At 48.9% G+C, this 17,926-nt stretch carries 13 protein-coding genes; 8 read left to right on the forward strand and 5 right to left on the reverse strand.

What is annotated here, in order from left to right:
* Positions 1-98 precede the first annotated feature (98 nt).
* Positions 99-2,270: a zeta toxin family protein gene (locus ABXJ76_RS10730; protein WP_432740476.1), complete on the forward strand. Its 2,172-nt coding sequence runs from the start codon at positions 99-101 to the stop codon at positions 2,268-2,270.
* Here ABXJ76_RS10730 and ABXJ76_RS10735 read toward each other — a convergent pair.
* Together ABXJ76_RS10735 and ABXJ76_RS10740 are read right to left on the reverse strand one after the other, a co-directional pair.
* Entirely contained in the window at positions 2,267-3,502 is a 1,236-nt protein-coding gene (locus ABXJ76_RS10735) for an amidohydrolase family protein (RefSeq protein ID WP_432740477.1), read from the reverse strand. The genes ABXJ76_RS10730 and ABXJ76_RS10735 overlap by 4 nt on opposite strands.
* 85 nt (positions 3,503-3,587) lie before the next feature.
* Positions 3,588-5,789, reverse strand: coding sequence for a TonB-dependent receptor family protein (locus ABXJ76_RS10740; protein WP_432740478.1), 2,202 nt, complete (start codon positions 5,787-5,789; stop codon positions 3,588-3,590).
* Between the two features lie 339 nt (positions 5,790-6,128).
* Here ABXJ76_RS10740 and ABXJ76_RS10745 point away from each other — a divergent pair, with 339 nt between their 5' ends.
* Together ABXJ76_RS10745 and ABXJ76_RS10750 are read left to right on the forward strand one after the other, a co-directional pair.
* Positions 6,129-7,091: a helix-turn-helix transcriptional regulator gene (locus tag ABXJ76_RS10745; protein WP_432740479.1), complete on the forward strand. Its 963-nt coding sequence runs from the start codon at positions 6,129-6,131 to the stop codon at positions 7,089-7,091.
* 181 nt (positions 7,092-7,272) lie between these two features.
* Positions 7,273-7,593 (forward strand): alkaline phosphatase PhoX, encoded by a 321-nt coding sequence (locus ABXJ76_RS10750; RefSeq protein ID WP_432740480.1) that lies wholly within the window; start codon positions 7,273-7,275, stop codon positions 7,591-7,593.
* Between the two features lie 37 nt (positions 7,594-7,630).
* On the opposite strand, the gene ABXJ76_RS10755 is transcribed toward ABXJ76_RS10750, so the two are convergent.
* The gene (locus tag ABXJ76_RS10755; protein WP_432740481.1) at positions 7,631-8,977 is read right to left on the reverse strand and encodes a sigma-54 interaction domain-containing protein; all 1,347 of its coding nucleotides are present in this window, start codon (positions 8,975-8,977) and stop codon (positions 7,631-7,633) included.
* Positions 8,978-9,345: 368 nt separating this feature from the next.
* Here ABXJ76_RS10755 and ABXJ76_RS10760 point away from each other — a divergent pair, with 368 nt between their 5' ends.
* From ABXJ76_RS10760 to ABXJ76_RS10775, 4 genes are all read left to right on the forward strand, one after another.
* The gene (locus ABXJ76_RS10760; RefSeq protein ID WP_432740482.1) at positions 9,346-11,283 is read left to right on the forward strand and encodes a bifunctional metallophosphatase/5'-nucleotidase; all 1,938 of its coding nucleotides are present in this window, start codon (positions 9,346-9,348) and stop codon (positions 11,281-11,283) included.
* Between the two features lie 33 nt (positions 11,284-11,316).
* Positions 11,317-12,405: an MBL fold metallo-hydrolase gene (locus tag ABXJ76_RS10765; RefSeq protein ID WP_432740483.1), complete on the forward strand. Its 1,089-nt coding sequence runs from the start codon at positions 11,317-11,319 to the stop codon at positions 12,403-12,405.
* 126 nt (positions 12,406-12,531) lie between these two features.
* The gene (locus ABXJ76_RS10770; protein WP_432740484.1) at positions 12,532-13,785 is read left to right on the forward strand and encodes an FAD-dependent oxidoreductase; all 1,254 of its coding nucleotides are present in this window, start codon (positions 12,532-12,534) and stop codon (positions 13,783-13,785) included.
* Positions 13,786-14,002: 217 nt separating this feature from the next.
* Complete coding sequence (locus ABXJ76_RS10775) at positions 14,003-15,727, forward strand: SulP family inorganic anion transporter (protein WP_432740485.1); 1,725 nt, start codon at positions 14,003-14,005, stop codon at positions 15,725-15,727.
* Positions 15,728-15,895: 168 nt separating this feature from the next.
* Here the strand turns inward: ABXJ76_RS10775 and ABXJ76_RS10780 are convergent, their stop codons facing one another.
* Positions 15,896-16,957, reverse strand: a complete 1,062-nt coding sequence (locus ABXJ76_RS10780; protein WP_432740486.1) for a hypothetical protein — start codon at positions 16,955-16,957, stop codon at positions 15,896-15,898.
* 109 nt (positions 16,958-17,066) lie between these two features.
* On the opposite strand from ABXJ76_RS10780, the gene ABXJ76_RS10785 reads away from it, so the two are divergent.
* Complete coding sequence (locus ABXJ76_RS10785) at positions 17,067-17,474, forward strand: HIT domain-containing protein (protein ID WP_432740487.1); 408 nt, start codon at positions 17,067-17,069, stop codon at positions 17,472-17,474.
* A gap of 27 nt (positions 17,475-17,501) precedes the next feature.
* On the opposite strand, the gene ABXJ76_RS10790 is transcribed toward ABXJ76_RS10785, so the two are convergent.
* Positions 17,502-17,918 (reverse strand): flagellar basal body-associated FliL family protein, encoded by a 417-nt coding sequence (locus ABXJ76_RS10790; protein WP_432740488.1) that lies wholly within the window; start codon positions 17,916-17,918, stop codon positions 17,502-17,504.
* Positions 17,919-17,926: the final 8 nt, after the last annotated feature.

Below are 17,926 nucleotides of genomic sequence, written 5' to 3' on the forward strand. Positions count from 1 at the left end.
AGCAGTGCTTTGGCGACATAATCGGTTTATTAAAAAGCCCTCTATAGGGCTTTTTTAAGGTTTTTAGTATGCCGAAATATTTTGCCACAGGTAACGCCATGAGCGATAAAACAATCCATCACCTTTCCAGCTATGCGCAATTAAAAAAATTACGTACCGTGTTGGCCATCGCCCAAGGGATTAAATTGTTATCCTTGCTGAAAAAAGAAGTCGAAGAAACGGTTTCACATGACCAAGCTAAACGCGTCACTTATATGACGGAATTATTTTCCCGTATTCACCGTGAAATGTTTCACGATTGGAAAGAACAGGCTACCGTTAATCATCGGCCGGGCGTAATGCCCGATGCAAGCCAACGCAAAGCCTTTCGCGAAGCTATCGAATGCTTGGTATTGAATGATGACAATAATGTCGACAGCGCCATTTTCGACAACAATGGTTTTGTCATGCGCACCGAAAATATCGCCGAACGTTTGGCACAGTTTTATCAACAAATGCGCAGTGTTCGTCCGTTTTCCTACGGCAATCGTTTGACCCTGGATTTTTTCATGATCGCATTGGGCAATTTGCCCGCCTTTAAAAGCGTCTACGAGCAAGGTATCGATTTTAGACGCCTGGAGTCAACTGACGCCATCGCGCTCCATCAGACCCAAAGCCAGCACGATGCAGTTACCTTGGCTTTCCAGCATGCGCTTGATCCCACCCGCACCCAAAGCCTAAACAATATAGCCAATGGTTACGGTCAATGGCCTGAAAATAAAAAATTTATTTTTGGTATTCCGTTTTTATCGCAAAATACCGCCGATGGCATTGAATGTCTGGTTTCCGTTAATGGCGGTTTGGTGCCATTCGCCAGCATCCAAAGAGAACTATTCTTTGCCGGCCGGCATTTAGCGGATTATCCGCGCAGTGTGGCGGATAATGTGATCGGTTATTTACCTAACACCGAAGCCTTGCGCGCACCGGACAAACACGATATTGACGGTATCACTATCAAGGCAGACGGTGCTGCCCCCTTATTTTGTCTGGATATTAACTTGTTGACCGGCTTGCGCTCACCCGCGCACACCGAACTGATGGAATTATTGCGCCGCTGTATCGGTAATAACGCCAGTATTTTTGATCTGGTGAGCCAGCACAGCTTAAAAGACAAAATGATAGTTGCCGCCGATGGTGATGAACGCTTAGCGCGGGCGGTGGAGATTGCCTATGAGCGCTTGATCATCATCGTCGAAAAACTGGAGCAGGCGAAACAAGCGATTTTTGCCGGTAAAACGCCCGATCCCCAACCCAAGTTATTCATGTCCATGGGCGGTGCCGGATCAGGAAAAACCGCAGTAGAAGAAATTGCAGCGGCGCAATGCGGCGATAATTTTGTGATCACCTCATTGGATGAATTCCGCAAAATCAGTGACTTATACCAAATATTGACTGCCGCCAGCCATCACAGCGACGATTATGTTTATGTCGAACCGTTTGCCAATCGCCTGCGTAGTTTAGTCGCGGAACACGCCAAAGCACACGGCTTCAACATTCTTTACGATGGCACCGGCATTCCTTACAAACCGCGCTATGCCGCTATCGTCGAGCAATTCAAAGCCGCAGGATTTCAAACGCAAGTTACCGCAGTCGATGCCTTTTTGGTAAAACCCGAAGGACGTGAAGATGAATTGCCGCGTTCTGCCGTGGTCAGCAGCGTCAAACAACGCTTTGAACAAACCGGCCGGGCGCTGCCGTGGGTAGTCACCGTCGATAAACACATACGCGCGCCCGATTCTTTTCTTACCGCGTTACAACACGCAGCCCTAGAAAAAATAGCGTTATTTGCCAATGATGGCGAACGCAACAAGCATTATTTAGTCGCCGAGAGCTTTGATTTAACCGATGAGGATGTTCGCGCGTTGCAACGCAATCAATTATCCAATAGCTTAACTGACTATTTTAAAGTCATTATCAACCAGCATTCCCAGTCCGTTTTAAAGCAACTGGCCGATGATGATGCCGATAACATCGAACAATGGCTAAAGCGCAATCCCGCATTTAAAGAGAGTAATGTCGGTTATCAAATTTATCCCGCTCAAAATCATTATCGGGGATTATTGATTTATAACGTGCGCCGCATGGCGGATTTTATTGAAAAGCGCCAGCTCAACCCTAACGCATCGGGCGAAGAAGGCTTATTGCATAAGTCGGGAAATCTGGCCTTTCACGTTGACCCGCATGCTAAACAAGCCTGGATTACCCGCCTGCAAGACGCCCCTATGCCTTAATGATCGAAATTGTTTAAAACAATTTTTCCGCCCGACATCACCAGATCGGGATATTCCAGTAGTTTTAGCGCTTGAGTAGGGTCGCCTTTCACGGCAATCATATCGGCCGGCGCTCCGGCTTGTAAGGTACCTAACAACGGTATATTTACATAGTGGCCTGATTTTGATGTTGCGCTACGCAAGACCTCAATAACCCGCCAATTTGCGAGATGCATCATAGTGATAAGCTCCTGCGCATCTATGCCCCAGGGAATATCCGGATGCGCAATTTCGGCCCCGTATAAAAATTCCCCACCCAGTGCCGCCAGGACTCGGGCATTGCGAACAACACCCGGACATTTCGACAAGGTATCCAGCGTAGTGACTATTGTTACGTTTTGCGCCACCGCTTTTTTCAGCAGTGCATCGGGGATAATGTCACAGGGCACGTGCGCCCATTCATCAATGCCTGCGTCAATAGCGATCCTTGCGCCTTTTGCCTCGCCGATATGCGCCGTTACTTTTCGACCCTGTTTATGGGCTTCATCGACTATCGCCCGGACAATATCTTCCGACAATAGCGGCCAGGTCTTGCTTATACGGACAGCCTTGCGCTGGGGATTTTCATGCCCGGCATCAGCCGGATGATGATGTCCAAAGGCCCAAGGCGCGCCGGCTTCGCCACCGGGTTCCAACGCGACCTTAATCACAACCGCGCCGCCGTCAATAAGGCTGCGGACGGTTTCCCGCGCCTGTTGTTCGGTGTTCACCGCGATGGCGATATTTTCAGCCCCCATGCCTGGAATCGGATAACCGTCAGGCGCGGTAATAATCGGCCCGGACGTGAGTACCCGCAAACTGCCGTCGCCGCCGTAGGGCTTATGCAACGGCCCGCCCACATCCCGGATGGTGGTGATGCCGTGTTTTAAAACAATATCAGCCGGAATATGTTGATAGCCAAGATGAGCGTGTAATTCAATAAAACCGGGCAGCAGAGTCGCATCGCCCAAATCGATGACTTTAGCAGTACTGGACTTGAAAGCTTCGCGAGTGCCGACTTGAGTGACAAGCCCATCGGTCACTAATACCGATGTATTCGTTCTGATGCTATCGCCGTCGAAAACGCGCGCCGCATGGATAAGAACCGATGTTTGCCCTGTTTCCTGCGCAATGACAGGGAATGGAAAAAAGGCTGGGAAGGCTAAAAACAGCAACAGCTTGATTTTTATAAACAGTTCAATGAGTGTTTTCATAAGAGAGCAGGAGTAAATCCATATTGCAAAAAAACTGAATCAGCACTGTCGCTGATTCGGCTAAATGTTCGTGCAAATGCGCTAATTAATAACTGATTTCTATGCCGCCATAGAAGGACAGCGGTGCGCCGGCGTTTAACATCGCATCGTTTGCCGTAGCCCGATCCATGACATTATGGCTGGCAACGTATTGGGTATCGAGCAAGTTCCGGCCTTCGAGAAACACTTTGTAATGATCATTAGACCAGCCGGTACGCATACCCAGCAGAGCGTAAGAATCAATCTTGTAGGTGTTGGCAAAGTCTCCCCAGCGCTTACCTACTACATCGAAAGTAGGCCCGATAAAAATGCCGCTCACATGGCGATAGAGCGCTTCGCCTTTTAAGAAATAATCGGGGGCTGCCGGCAAAGCATTGTTGCCGTAAGTGCGATCATTATCAAACTTAAAATGGTTGCTAGTGAAGCTCAGCATGGGTTCGATAGAATGCGTACCTTTGCTATCAAGGGCGAATTTTCCGCCGATTAAACCTTCAACGCCGGCGTGAATGGTATTATCAATATTCGTTGACAAACTCGTCCCCGGCCTCGGCGAAACGGACATGATTTCTTTGTTAAGCCATGCGTAATAAAGTGATAAATCCCACAACACACTGTTTGAGTTATCGAAATTTTGATTGCCGCGTGTGCCTATTTCCATAGAAGTGCCTTCCATTGCCTTTAGCGTAGTATTACCTGCACCGGCGGTGATGTTATCTGCCAGATTATAGTTAGTCGGCGGCTCGTATAGACGACTGACATTACTATAAAGACTGGCGTTTTTGCTCACGTTATACATCAAGCCCAAACTAGGATTAATGCCGACATAGTCAGTGCTGGGATGGCTGCCCTGAGGATAAAAATTGAAGTAGGCGTCCTGGGGAATGGCTAACCTGACATTATCGACTTCACGGTGTGCAAACACGCCTTGCAAAGCCGGTGTCAGCGTCCATTTATCGGTAATATGCCAGTGATCCTGAGCAAAAATTTCGATATTATCGGCTTTCTTGGTAATTTGATTGGTCATAGCCCCACGTATGCCGCCGTTATTCGTGTAGTTGCCGCCTTTATCCAAGTTGGTGCCGTAATTCACCCCCAGCAATAGTTCATGGCTGTCCAGGCGCAGATTGTAGCGGGCGGAGGTACCCCAATCCTGCTGATTGCTATCGACCAGCAAACTAAACCTGTCTAGCGGGCCGCCGCCAAAATCCAACATCACCTTGTCGACTATCGGATGATAAAGCTTCTGGTTTTCGAAAGAAAAACCCACTTCGAGAGAGCTGTTATCGTCAATAGTCCAGGTTGTTTTGTTGGCAACGCGTTCAGTCTCGGTATTCAGCTGATAATTGCCGCCAATAGCCTGAGCACTGGCTTGATTGGGGTCAGCGTCGAATTGCGCCCGAGTCAACTGGCCCGGCAATTCCTGATTGTTTTTAATGTAGCTGACAAACGTACGATTCACCACGGAATTAGAGAGTTGCCAGCCGAAGTTGCTGTAAAGACCGAAACGGTCCTGCTTGTTGTGGGCGGGGTAGCCCTCCCATTCTTTTCCTTCGACAGTCAATAAGCCGTCAAAGCTGTCATTGAAAACCTTGCTTACCGTTCCTCGGCCGAGAAACTGGCCGAAGCTGCCGCCGCTGAGAGAGAGTCTCATGGCGGGACTGTTATCGGCAGTGGGTGAGGTAAAATCCACCGCGCCACCCAGCGTACTGGCGCCGTACTTAAGCGCATTGCCTCCGCGTGCAACCGTAGCAAAGCTCGCGGCCAGCGGATCGATCATGCGATTGTGGTTGTTGCCGTCAGCGGCAGTGACGGGTAAGCCATCTTGCAGAAACTTAACGCCATTCTGGTCAAAGCCGGTGGAATCCAGATTCGAGCCGCGACTCGAAAAAAACACTTCATCATTGCCGCTTTGGCTGGCAGCCCAAACACCGGGTACATAGCGAAAAAAATCCGCTACGCTGGAGACGTTACGATCATGCAGTCCATTAATATCGACCAAACTGACACCGCCAGGCGAAAAATCAACTTCGGCGCTTGCAGCGGCAAGTTTCCGATCATCGTTCTCCGTTACCACCATCGGTTTAAGTTCGATATTTGACGGTTCTTTTAACACTTTTTGCTTTGCTTTAACTGTTGGCGGCTCTTTCGCCATCACTGCGACACTGGAATTAAATAGCAACAAAGATATAAGCAGGGGGCGGCCTAACTGTAAAATTCTGGTAGGTCGATTGGAGCGTTTAAGTTTCATAATAATTCCAATGTAGTAAAAACGTACGCCTCAGTGTTGGCTGAGTATTATTAAATCAATAATGGGATTTCGTGCGAACAGGTCGAAGATACTACGCAATAACAGCGACAGATTCCTTGCGCTTTCATATGGCAAAAGGATTATTTCTTATGCCCAAGGTAGGATTGGGTGATATGCCCTGATTTTGTTATTTCAGCGTGTGATATGCCGCACTTTTTCAGCATGCGAGCGTCGTCAACCTTGGAAATAATCATTAACGCAATGAAATCAATGCGATAACAAGCCAAGGCCTGATTTGTGCTTAATAAATCAGACAGATCTAAGAGAAGATGGACAGCCATGGAAACACAGCAAGCCACAGCAAGACGGTGGAGTATCAGCAGCAACGAGTTGCAATTACAGCAGCAAAAAGACTGCCTGCATCAGTTCTTACCGGAAAATTTAGGTTTAGGGCACTCAGCCATATTCCAGCTTGATCAGGATTTGAGCTATATAGAAACGCGCTACACGCCGTCGAAAGACTTGGCTGTTTTGAGCCGAATAGACTATCAGGAGCCGCGCCTGGTAGTGACTCTAAGCCTAAAAGGACAATCCCGTTTTTCCGGAAATAACGGTGATGAACTTATTTTTCGCGAAGGCTACACGTCTATCACCACCCTTCAATCCAGCAGGGGCGAGCGCCAATACCAAGCCCATAAATCGACGATGCAACTGCGTTTCGGACTGAATAAAAATTGGCTGGACAGATATTTTGGCGAACACAAGGCGGCACAGTTATTCAGCAAAAATGGCACGCAATTGTTAAATTATCAGCCCATCTCTCCTCAGGCAATGTGCGCGGCGCATCAGTTACTGAACGGCAAGGTATCGGCTGAAACAAGCCGGATATTCATGCATGGGCAAGCCATGTCGCTACTGGCGTCTGAATTAAGCCCTCTTTCTGAAGGCAAGCGGCGCAATTTGACGAGATTGAATCAAAAAGATGGCGCCGTAGCAAAGTCGGCACGGGATATTCTGTTGCGCGAATTTAGGAACCCCCCGTCAGTTGAAGACCTGTCAAAACGGGTAGGAACCAATCAATTCAAATTAAAGCAGTTATTTCACCATTTTTTTAATAACACCTCTTATGGTTTGTTGTTGGAAATCAGGATGAATAATGCCTATCAGTTGTTGGAAAATACACAGTGCCAAGTCAGTGTTGCCGCAGACTTGGTGGGTTACAGTCACGCAAGCAATTTCAGCACTGCATTTATCAAGTATTTTGGCACTTCACCCAAGACTGTCTCAAAAAAACCGGGTTGAGACCAATAAGTATCTGCGAAACTTTAAGTAATTGTGAGGGCGGCAGAACACCTTGGAAAAGCTGAATTTCCTGCGAAGAAACAACATTGGGACAAGCAACGTTTGCACGCCTTGAAGGGGCTTATTCCATCGAGGCGGACAAATTTGGCGCTATGAACCCAATGGCAAAGAGGAAGGCACTGTGACCTTGATTTTTGAATCACCCAGTTCAGAAATACTGGATATGCCGGATAATATCTGCTTGAAACCCAACTGCGATTTATTGTTTATCTGTGAAGACAGCGATTATTTAGGAGAAGGCGGTACGCCTGAAAATTACATGCGTATCCTATCACCCAACGGCAAAATGGCTAATTTCGCCAAAAATATAGCGAAGGGTTTTGAAACCAGCGAATTTGCCGGTTCAGCTTTTTCAGAGGACGGCAAAACCTTATTCGTCAATATGCAAGCAGTCGGTGCGACCTTTGCTATTTGGGGCGACTGGAATACATTTAGAAGGTAAGCTTTGACAAACAGCGCTACGTTCCCATGAAGACTAATTAAACGCCATAAATCTTACGCTTACGCCAGAACGTTGCCCTGCTCATACCCAGCGTAAGTGCGGCTTGAGTAACCTTGCCATGACTCCGCTCCAACGCCTGACGGATTGACGCCGCTTCTTCTTCCGCCGACAGCGGCAGATTTTGCACAGTTTGAGACTCAACAGTGCGCGACTCTCTAAACTCGGGCGGCAATTCTGACCAGCGCAAGGTCGTGCCTCTGCCTACCGCAAATGCATATTCGACGACATTATGCAGCTCCCGGATATTGCCCGGCCACGCGTAATCCAGCAAAGCCCGCATGGCCTGCGGATCGATTTTTTCGAGTTTCCTGAAATTGGCAGCATTATGCTGCTGGATAAAATGCCAGATCAGCAAGCTTATATCTTCCCGACGCTCCCGTAACGGAGGAATAAAGATGGGCACGACCCTGAGTCGGTACATCAAGTCTTCACGGAAGTGTCCGTTTTTGACTTCCTCGCGTAATGAGCGGTGGGTTGCAGCGACGATGCGCACATCGACATCAATCGAGCGGTCGCCGCCTACCGGGATAAAGTTTCTTTCCTGTATGACCCGAAGCAGCTTTGCCTGTAATTCCAGCGGCAGTTCAGCCACTTCATCCAGAAACAGGGTTCCGCCGTGCGCGCGTTGAAACAGGCCGCGATGATCTTTGACCGCACCGGTAAACGCGCCGCGCACATGACCGAACAATTCGCTATCCAACAGACTGCTGGACAAGGCCGCGCAATTGATCGCCAAAAAGGGCGCGTCATGGCGAGCACTCAGCTCATGTATTGCCTTGGCAACCAGTTCCTTGCCGGAACCGCTCTCGCCTCTGACCAATACGGTTACTTCTGTTTCTGCGGCATTTTGAATAATCTGAAAAACCGCCTGCATGGCCGGTGAGCGACTTAATATCCCCTGGAAACTTTGCTTGGCTTCAACCGGGACTTTAGGCAAAAGAGTGCTTGACGCCTGTTCAGAACAGGAAAAAAGCAAGCCTATGCCTCCTGCAAAAAAGCCAGCTTTATCATGTAAAATCTGAACAACTTTTTTCACTTCAATTTTATAACCATCGACCCGGGTTAATTTTATAAGTTGTTCTTTATTTTCACCGGCCTCTGTAATCGCGTATTCTTGCAAACAAGCCTTATCAATGACATTGGCACATTTGAGTCCCGATAACTTTTCCGCTCCAAGACTCCAATAAATAAGCTGTTGATCTTTATCAACAATATAGATGCCCGCGCAATCGCAAAGATCGAGCATTTTGGATAAAAGAGATGTGCTGTCGAATTGCGCCAACCAATCAGGGTTGTTCTTGAAAAATAGTGCCGTTTGTTTCATTAGTGTATCAAATTAGCGAATTACTGTTTCATTGAAACAATACATGCAACAACGAGTTTAAACAAATCTATTTAATAAAAAAATAAAAACAATGCGTTATAAAATTAATATTTATTGGCATGGTTTTAGCTATAACTATCACGTAGCTGTGTGATAGTTACAAAAACCTGACGTTTACATTATAAATATTTTAGCTAAACGAAAGTGGCAGCGACTTTGGGTTGCCGGATTTTTATGAGAAATACAATTGAGAAATTCAATCATGAACGAAATACTGATACTTCCGGGACTTAATGCCACTGATTTAACGGGCAGCTTCACGTATGAAATAAGGTGCTTGGCATTTTTTAACTGGACAGGAGCAAAAAGTGATTAGAGGCAATTTTATAGGAAAATTAACTGCACTCACCGGACTGGTAATTTCGGGGACAGCTTTTGCAGGAAGCGGAGAACTCACGCTGATTCATTCCGGCGACATCCACGGTCACCTCGTGCCCAGACACAATGTTCGCAGCGACACCACCGGCCGCATGGAAGGAGGCCTTGCGCGTATGGCGACCGTCATCAACCGGATCAGAAAAGCCAATCCCGGAAAGACGCTCTATTTCAATACAGGCGATACCCTGCAAGGCTCTGCCGAAGCCATGTTCACCCGCGGCCAGGCGCTGATTGATGTAATGAATCTGCTGAAGCCTGATTTCGACGAGCCGGGCAACTGGGACTATCTCTATGGGCCGGAACGGTTCCTGGAGACTTTCGTCGGCTCACCCGGCAAGCCGCCGCTGCTTGATACCAAGACCGTCGCCGCCAATCTATATTATGTCTGCGCCGGTGTAGCCGAACCCCTCTGTCCCGGCCAGGTTTCTGCCGAATCGGATCGCCCGGCGCTTGGCGTGGACAACAAGACGACCGGGGTGCCGGGCTATATCGATTTTCCATCGACCGATGCCGCCACCCCCTATCCCAGGCTGGCAGGTCAGCGCCCATTACCGCCTTATCTCGTGAAAACGATCAACGGCGTAAAAGTCGGCGTTCTGGGCATGACCACAGCGCGGGCCATTCGCGCGGTCGGTCCGGTTGTCACCAAGGGTTTCGTCTACACCGATGGTGAAAACGAAATGCCCTACTACATCAACCAACTGCGTAATGTCGAGCAGGTTGACATCATTGTGATGATCTCGGAACTTGAACTGGCCAGAACCATCGATCTTGCTTCCCGATACCCTGGCGTTGACTTCATTCTGAACGCGGACATGCACGAACGCAGCATCAAGCCTATCGTACTTAAAACCGGCACCGTACTGGTAGAAGAAGGCCAGGACGGCACCATGCTGGGCGAGATTCGTCTCAAGGTCAAAAAAGGTCATAAGCTTCCGGGGGATGGCAAACTGACCTGGAAATGGACGCCGCACATTATCACAGACAAGATCAAGGAAAATGCGGCAGTCGCACGCAAGATTGCCGAAGTCCGCGCGCCTTTTGTAAGCGGCACTTTTGTTGAGGGCCAGACGGTAACCATCGGCGGAAACACCAGCACCTTGCTGCGCCCGGTTGATGCCGTGGTGGGCTATACCGACGTGGCCTTGCATCGCTCAAACTTCACCGATAGCAAAACGGATAATCCTGGTATCATCGAGGGCACGTCTCACGATTTGATTGTCGATGCGATGCGCTGGGCTGCCGGTTCGGATTTTGCGACCATTCGCGGTTTTCGTTACGGCACCCATGTTGTACCCGGCCCGATCACCATGTCGGATATTTACCACTATTTGCCTGTAGGTGCGCGCATTGCCAAGGTTTACCCGGTCTTCGGCAATCAGCTCAAAAAACAGGTCGAAAACTCCACCCGCGGTTCGTTCTCTACTGTGCCGGGCCTTTGGACCGGCGGATGGATGTTCGGCTACAGCAACGTGAGCTTCGATTTGGATGTGTATGCGCCTTATGGCTTTAAAGGCTCCAACATCAAGATCGGCGGGGAAGCTATCGACCCCAAAGATGAAGGCAAGTACGTTGCACCGCATGCGCCCTCAGTGCCGTATTCCGTCGCAGGCTACTGGTATGCAGATGATCCTAAGACCATCAACAACTGCGGATCTTGCGCTACGCCAGATAGCTCTATTGACGTTGTGAAAGACGAAAACGGCAAGCCGCTGGACGTCAGCGAAATTGTGGTGCGTTACCTGAAAACGCTGCCTAAAATGACTGCGAATCCGCAGGGGCACCGCATCAATCTGCTCTATCCTTTACCGGCTCCAGCTCTCGATAATCCAGAGATTCAGCCGTTGAAAGGCGTGATACCCAATTAAATCAATCCCTCGCACAACAACCGGAGAGACATCATGCTATTCAAACAATTATTTGACGAAGCCACTTGGACTTACACCTACTTGATTGCCGATCCGGTCAGTAAGGACGCCATCCTGATCGATCCGGTCAATACCCATATCGATGAATATATCGAGCTGCTGGCAACACACGGCCTGCAACTGAAATACTCGCTGGAAACCCATGTTCATGCCGACCATATCACCGCCAGCGGCCTGCTGCGCCAACGCTTGGGGGCACAGACCGGCGTTAGCGGATTATGCGGAGCCGAGTCGGCCGACATTCAAATTCAGGACGGCGATATTTTCAAATTCGCAGGCGACGAACAGATCAAGGTAATTGCCACGCCGGGACATACGCGCGGCAGTATTTCGTTTTTATGGCGCGACCGGCTGTTTACCGGCGATTCATTATTGATCGGCGGTTGCGGCCGCACCGATTTCCAGGGCGGCGATGCCGGTGCGCAGTATGACTGCATTACCCAGCGCTTGTTTACCCTGCCGGATGAAACGCTGGTCTATCCGGGCCATGATTATCAGCAGTACTGGGTCAGCAGCATCATGCAGGAACGCACCACCAATCCCCGCCTGGCTGGCAAGACCCGCGAGCAGTTCATCGAGATTATGAACAACCTGAACCTACCCAAGCCCCGATTGATTGATGAAGCGGTGCCCGCCAACCGTTATTGCGGCCTGGATGAGAACGAACGTCAGGATGCGGTGGCGCTCAGGGATGAAACGCTGCCGATTCGCGCGACGACAAGAACCGAAGATCTGGTGGCGGCTGCCAAGCAACACATTATTGAAATCGATGTCGCCAAATCGAAACAACTGCTTGCGGAAGGCAATATCGTGCTGATCGATACCCGCGAAGAAAGCGAATACGCCGCCGGACATGTTGACGGGGCGCTATTGGTACCGCGCGGTATGCTGGAGTTCAAAATCGGCAATATGCCTGAACTGGCCGACAAGTCGAAAACGGTGCTCATCTACTGTCGCTTGGGCAATCGCTCGGCATTGGCGGCGCAGACCATGCAGCAACTGGGTTACACTAATGTGCTGTCTATGGCTGGCGGGTTTGAGGCGTGGAAAAGTAACGCCTAAAACCCAATCGTCTAAAAAGCTGGCCAATAAAGAAAAAAATGGGTACATGACAAAGAAATCGAGTTGTTTTACACTTTTTTGTCGTACACCAAAATATTCTAATAACTACATGCCTGAGAGGAATTTATGTCAAACCAACACCATACCTTGCTAATCATAGGGGGAGGCGCCGCCGGCGTTTCCGTTGCCAACAATATGCGCCGTCAAAACGCCGATATTGATATCGCGATCGTTGAGCCGTCCGAAGTTCACTATTACCAGCCGGGCTTCACTATTATCGGCGGCGGCGCTTATACCATGAAACAAACCATGCGTAATGAAGCCGACTTGATCCACCCTAGCGTTACCTGGATCAAGGATTACGCAGAAACCTTTGAACCGAACGATAACAGCGTCAGTTTACGTTCAGGCGATACCGTCAGTTACGACTACCTGGTGGTCTGCCCCGGCCTGCAACTGGATTGGGACAAGATTGAAGGCCTGAAAGAAACGCTAAACAAAAACAATGTATGCAGCAATTATTCTGCCGAAACCGTGGAATACACCTGGGAATGCATCCAGGCTATCAAGGAAGGCACGGCGCTGTTCACCCAGCCGCCGATGCCTATCAAATGCGCAGGTGCGCCGCAAAAAATCATGTATCTGGCGGCGGATCGCTTCCGTAAAAGAGGCACACTGGACAAATTTAATATTGAATTTTTAAATGCCGGCCCTGCCTTGTTTGGTGTGCCGTTTTTCGCCAAAGCCTTAAGCAAAGTCGTCGCCGACTACGGCATTAAAACCAGTTTCAGCCACAATCTGGTTGCTATTGACGGCCCGGCAAAAATCGCCACCTTCGAAACCACCGACAGCGACGGCAACAAGCAACGAATTACCAAAGCGTTCGACATGATTCATGTCACGCCGCCGCAAAGTGCGCCGGATTTCATTAAAAAAAGCCCCTTGGCCAATGCCGCCGGCTGGGTTGATGTCAACCCGAACACGCTGCAACACAATCAATACGGCAATATTTTCGGTCTGGGCGACGCCGGTTCAACCCCCAATGCCAAAACCGCCGCAGCGGTACGCAAGCAGGTGCCGGTCGTGGTGGACAATATTCTCAGCTTGAAGAACAAAGCCGATCTAAGAGAAGGCTATGACGGTTACGGTTCCTGTCCATTGACCACCTCGCTGAATACCGTGATGCTGGCCGAATTTGCCTACGACGGCAAGGTGACACCTTCGTTCCCGTTGCTCGACCCCAGAAAAAATCGCCTGATCTGGTGGTGGGGAAAACTCGTTGGCTTTCCGTGGATGTACTGGCATTTGATGATCAAAGGTTATCGCATCGATATTCCGCATCTGGAATGCTATGCCAAAAAATTTACGAAAGAGGATTGAATTATTAGGCGAAAGAAGAAAAAATCTCTTTCTCCCATTCCCACGCGCCGCGTGGGAATGGGTACTAGGCACGCTTGCGCCGCAAATCACCCATACTGAGCTTGTATTAACTATACGGATTACCTGGCGCAGCCCGCCAGAACTGAGCCCCCATGCATGTCCTGAGCTTTGTCGAAAGACGCCACGTATCTTCTCTGGCATTAGGTAAAAAATTAAAATGACATCCTCAAATAACCGCGAATCACGATTAATGCAATTATTCCCGATTGTAGGCTGGTTAAAATCCTACACCCGCGAGGAATTTAACGGCGATCTGTTTGCCGGCATCATTACCGCCATTTTGCTGGTTCCTCAAGGCATTGCCTATGCAATTCTGGCCGGTCTGCCGCCGCAACTGGGACTTTATGCCAGCATCCTGCCGCCGATACTGTACGCCTTGTTCGGCACCAGCCGCACACTGTCGGTCGGACCGGTGTCGATTGCCGCGATCATGATTGCCAGCGCCCTGAACGCGCCGCAAATCAGTGCGCTGGGCGACCCGATACAAAGCGCGCTGATCCTGTCGGCGGAAAGCGGCGTGGTGATGTTGCTGATGGCGCTGTTGCGCATGGGCGGGCTGGTGAATTTTATCAGCCATCCTGTGCTTACCAGCTTTACCAGCGGTGCGGCGCTGTTGATTATCGGCAGCCAGTTGCCGCAGTTATTTGGCATAAAAATGCCCTCATGCGGACTGGATACCGGCTGCTACAATGCGATTTTCCAAACAATCAATATCGCCGCAATACTCATCGGCTTTAGTGCATTAGGTTTGCTGATATTTTTCGGCAAGCCAATGATATTCATACTTAAAAAAGCGAATGTCTCGCTTTCACTGGTCACGGCCATCAGCAAATGCGGGCCCTTATTGACCATCATCCTGGCAACGCTGGCGGTTATTTATTGTCATCAGCAGGTGGCGGTTGTCGGATCGGTTCCATCGGGCTTCCCCGCGTTAAACATAACTTTCGGCTCCATTGAGAAATGGCGATTACTACTGCCCTACTCCGGTTTTATTGCGCTGATTGCATACGTGGAAAGCGTTGCTATTGCTAAGGTTACCGCCAATCTTAGAGGCGAAAAAATCGCTCCCAATCAGGAGTTGATTGCGCTAGGCGCCGCTAATCTGGCAGCGGCCATTTCCGGTGGCATGCCTGTAGCTGGCGGCTTTAGTCGCACCATGGTGAATTTTTCTGCCGGTGCACGCACCCAAATGGCGATGCTGATCGCCGCCGGACTGCTTGCGCTGGCGGTCATCTTTTTCAGCCCATGGTTTGAGAACATCCCCAAAGCGGCATTGGCTGCGATTATCCTGGTCGCCATCATTCCTTTAGTGAAACTCGGCAACATTGCCGTCACCTGGCGCTATGATCGCGGCGACGGCATCGCTGAAATCGCCACCTTGCTGGGCGTTTTAGTCTACGGCATTGAAGAAGGCATCACTTTGGGCATAATTCTGACCCTGATCAGTCATTTGCGCAAAACCAGCAAGCCGCATATTGCCGTGGTCGGACGCCTCCCCGGCAGCGAACATTACCGCAATATCAAACGCCATCGCGTGGAAACCTGGCCTCAGTTGCTGTTGCTGCGTGTCGATGAAAGCATCACCTTTGCCAACATCAATTATATCGAAGAATTCATCAACACCGAGTTAAGACGGCAGCCGGACATTAAGCATATTGTGCTGATTTTTGCCTCCATCAGCGACATAGATACCACGGCGTTGGAGGTATTGGAAAACCTGAATCATACCCTGCAAACATCGGATATGACTCTGCATATCTCGGAAGCAAAAGGCCCGGTACTCGATAAGCTTGAAAAAACCGATTTTATCGAGCAACTAAAACCCGGCAAGGTATTCTTCCATACCGAAGATGCGGTCAGGGAGCTACTGCTATTAGGTTAAGAATTAAGTCTGTTGTGGGCGCGAATTCATTCGTGCATTTTAAAATACTGTAAATTCGCGCCCCATAAGCATCAACTTGAAGACTCAAATTTTTTATCATAGCCTTTTCTTCGTGTTCTTCGTTATGTATATGCGCGAATAAATTCGCGCCCACACTACAAACAATCGCTATTTCGAAAACGCAATAAACCGCCGGTAAGGCGAACCGTGCTTCCAGGTGAAGGATTCGGTGTAATAATGCATTAACGCCAGATAACCCAGCAAACCCACAGTAATCGCTTTGCGAATCTCTACGCCGAAAAACAGCTCGGTGACGCTATTGACCGCACTGTCCCCGTAGGACTGCAACACAAATGCCAGCAAAAATGACGCTATCGGCAATACAATAAAAATAGGCAGATGGCAACGCGCCGCATAGCGATAGATAAAATTCTGCGGTTGCCGGTGGTGCTTGTTGTAATCATGCACCACATAGAAAACATAAGCCGTCGCATCATGCACCAATCTTGGCACCAAAATCGCGAGGAAATAATACTGCTGCATAAACAGATAAAAACTGCTTAAGACCAATAAAACATTCGACCACAAAAACCACCGTCCCATCGCCGTGGTCGCATAGCGTTGACATAACAATGCACTGCCAATCATCGCGACACATAAACCGCCCGCAACCAGCTTTATCCACTCCAGCTGCTGCACATCCAGGCTGTTTTTTAGGAAGATGCCGATATAAACAAAAATGCCCGCCGTCACACTCAGCCACAAGAGCAGATAAAAAGCCCAATCGGGCAGACGATACAGTCCGCGCCCCACGCCAATTTGCTGTTTTAGTACGTGGTGTACCGTCCAGGCAGCCACTATCAAGTAAAGCACTTTATAAGGAATAAACAGACTGCCCACACCGAAAATCATGACAATAGATGCCGTCATGAACATGATTTTCGGCTTGTACACTTTCAGGTATTCGGCATTACTCGCCAGCAAAATGGAACTCGCGACGATATGCGGTGTTCCAAAAAGAACTTGAAACAATAAAAATTGTTCGGGACTGCTCGGTAAATTTTGCTGTAGAACTCCACTCCAAAACCAACCGTCAAACAACTGTAGCAATAAACACAAGGGAATGATGGCATACAGCCCCAACAACAACCGGAACGAAATAACCAGCTGATTATCATCAGAACTATCTTGAACTGAAATGGCCTGGTCTGAAAAGGTTCTAGCAGACATAAAACTATCCTTTTGTTGTTATTATTATGTTCTCAGTCGGACTGTTAAGTTAAACTGATTATTTAGTCGTTTTCAAGCATTGCTTTTATTTTTTAGGATGAATAGTGTTATGAGTTTTCAGCTGCACCCACGCTTAGAGCAAGATTGCATAGTCATTGGCCGTTTTGAATTGTGTCGCTTATTGATGATGAATGACAGCCAATATCCCTGGTTCATACTAGTGCCGGAACGCGCGGGTCTACAGGAAATTTACCAGCTGAACAAAACGGAACGTGAGTTACTGACCGAGGAATCGAGCTATCTTGCCGAAACTCTGGCCAACCTTTATCAAGCCGATAAAATGAATATTGCCGCTATAGGAAATTTGGTTCCACAATTGCATATCCACCACATCGTCCGTTACCAAACCGATAAAGCCTGGCCTGCGCCAGTCTGGGGGAAATTTGCTGCCGAGCCTTACACAGAACAGCAAATTGCGGACACTTTAGCCCGCGTTAAAGACCAGTTAAAAATGTAAGCGAACAAACCGTGAGTCCGAAAAAAATCAATCCACCAAAAATTCAGTAAAATAAGCGTCTTTAAAACCACTACTACCCTCAGCTTCGGCGCCTTTCTTGCCTTCCATCTTGTCCAGCGTCTGACGAATAACAGCCGTCGTTTCTTGCCGCAACGCCTCGCGCTGTTCCATGGTTTGCAATTCGTCAGACAACCTGCCGCTGTACAGCATAATTAATTCGTGTCTTAATGCGGGCATGTGTTTTTTTACTGCCTCAATAGCTCCGGTGCCTTCAACCAATAATTGCACGTTTATCGCCAAAAATTTTTTGGGTTCCGCTAAATTAACGATAAACTTGGGCGTCATTTCCAGATATTCTGGACCTGATGCTGATTCTTTTGTCCCTTCATTCGCAACAGCAACAGACATGAACAGAAAACTTAATACCACAATCCATAAACGCATAACAGACT

The organism is Methylobacter arcticus (genome assembly GCF_050917435.1).
Lineage (GTDB): Bacteria > Pseudomonadota > Gammaproteobacteria > Methylococcales > Methylomonadaceae > Methylobacter_A > Methylobacter_A titanis.

Bases quoted from the DNA above. Each gene is read 5' to 3' on its own strand.
- ABXJ76_RS10730 (WP_432740476.1), top strand. From the start codon at position 99: ATGAGCGATAAAACAATCCATCACCTTTCCAGCTATGCGCAATTAAAA.
- ABXJ76_RS10735 (WP_432740477.1), bottom strand. From the start codon at position 3,502: ATGAAAACACTCATTGAACTGTTTATAAAAATCAAGCTGTTGCTGTTT.
- ABXJ76_RS10740 (WP_432740478.1), bottom strand. From the start codon at position 5,789: ATGAAACTTAAACGCTCCAATCGACCTACCAGAATTTTACAGTTAGGC.
- ABXJ76_RS10745 (WP_432740479.1), top strand. From the start codon at position 6,129: ATGGAAACACAGCAAGCCACAGCAAGACGGTGGAGTATCAGCAGCAAC.
- ABXJ76_RS10755 (WP_432740481.1), bottom strand. From the start codon at position 8,977: ATGAAACAAACGGCACTATTTTTCAAGAACAACCCTGATTGGTTGGCG.
- ABXJ76_RS10765 (WP_432740483.1), top strand. From the start codon at position 11,317: ATGCTATTCAAACAATTATTTGACGAAGCCACTTGGACTTACACCTAC.
- ABXJ76_RS10770 (WP_432740484.1), top strand. From the start codon at position 12,532: ATGTCAAACCAACACCATACCTTGCTAATCATAGGGGGAGGCGCCGCC.
- ABXJ76_RS10775 (WP_432740485.1), top strand. From the start codon at position 14,003: ATGACATCCTCAAATAACCGCGAATCACGATTAATGCAATTATTCCCG.
- ABXJ76_RS10780 (WP_432740486.1), bottom strand. From the start codon at position 16,957: ATGTCTGCTAGAACCTTTTCAGACCAGGCCATTTCAGTTCAAGATAGT.
- ABXJ76_RS10785 (WP_432740487.1), top strand. From the start codon at position 17,067: ATGAGTTTTCAGCTGCACCCACGCTTAGAGCAAGATTGCATAGTCATT.
- ABXJ76_RS10790 (WP_432740488.1), bottom strand. From the start codon at position 17,918: ATGCGTTTATGGATTGTGGTATTAAGTTTTCTGTTCATGTCTGTTGCT.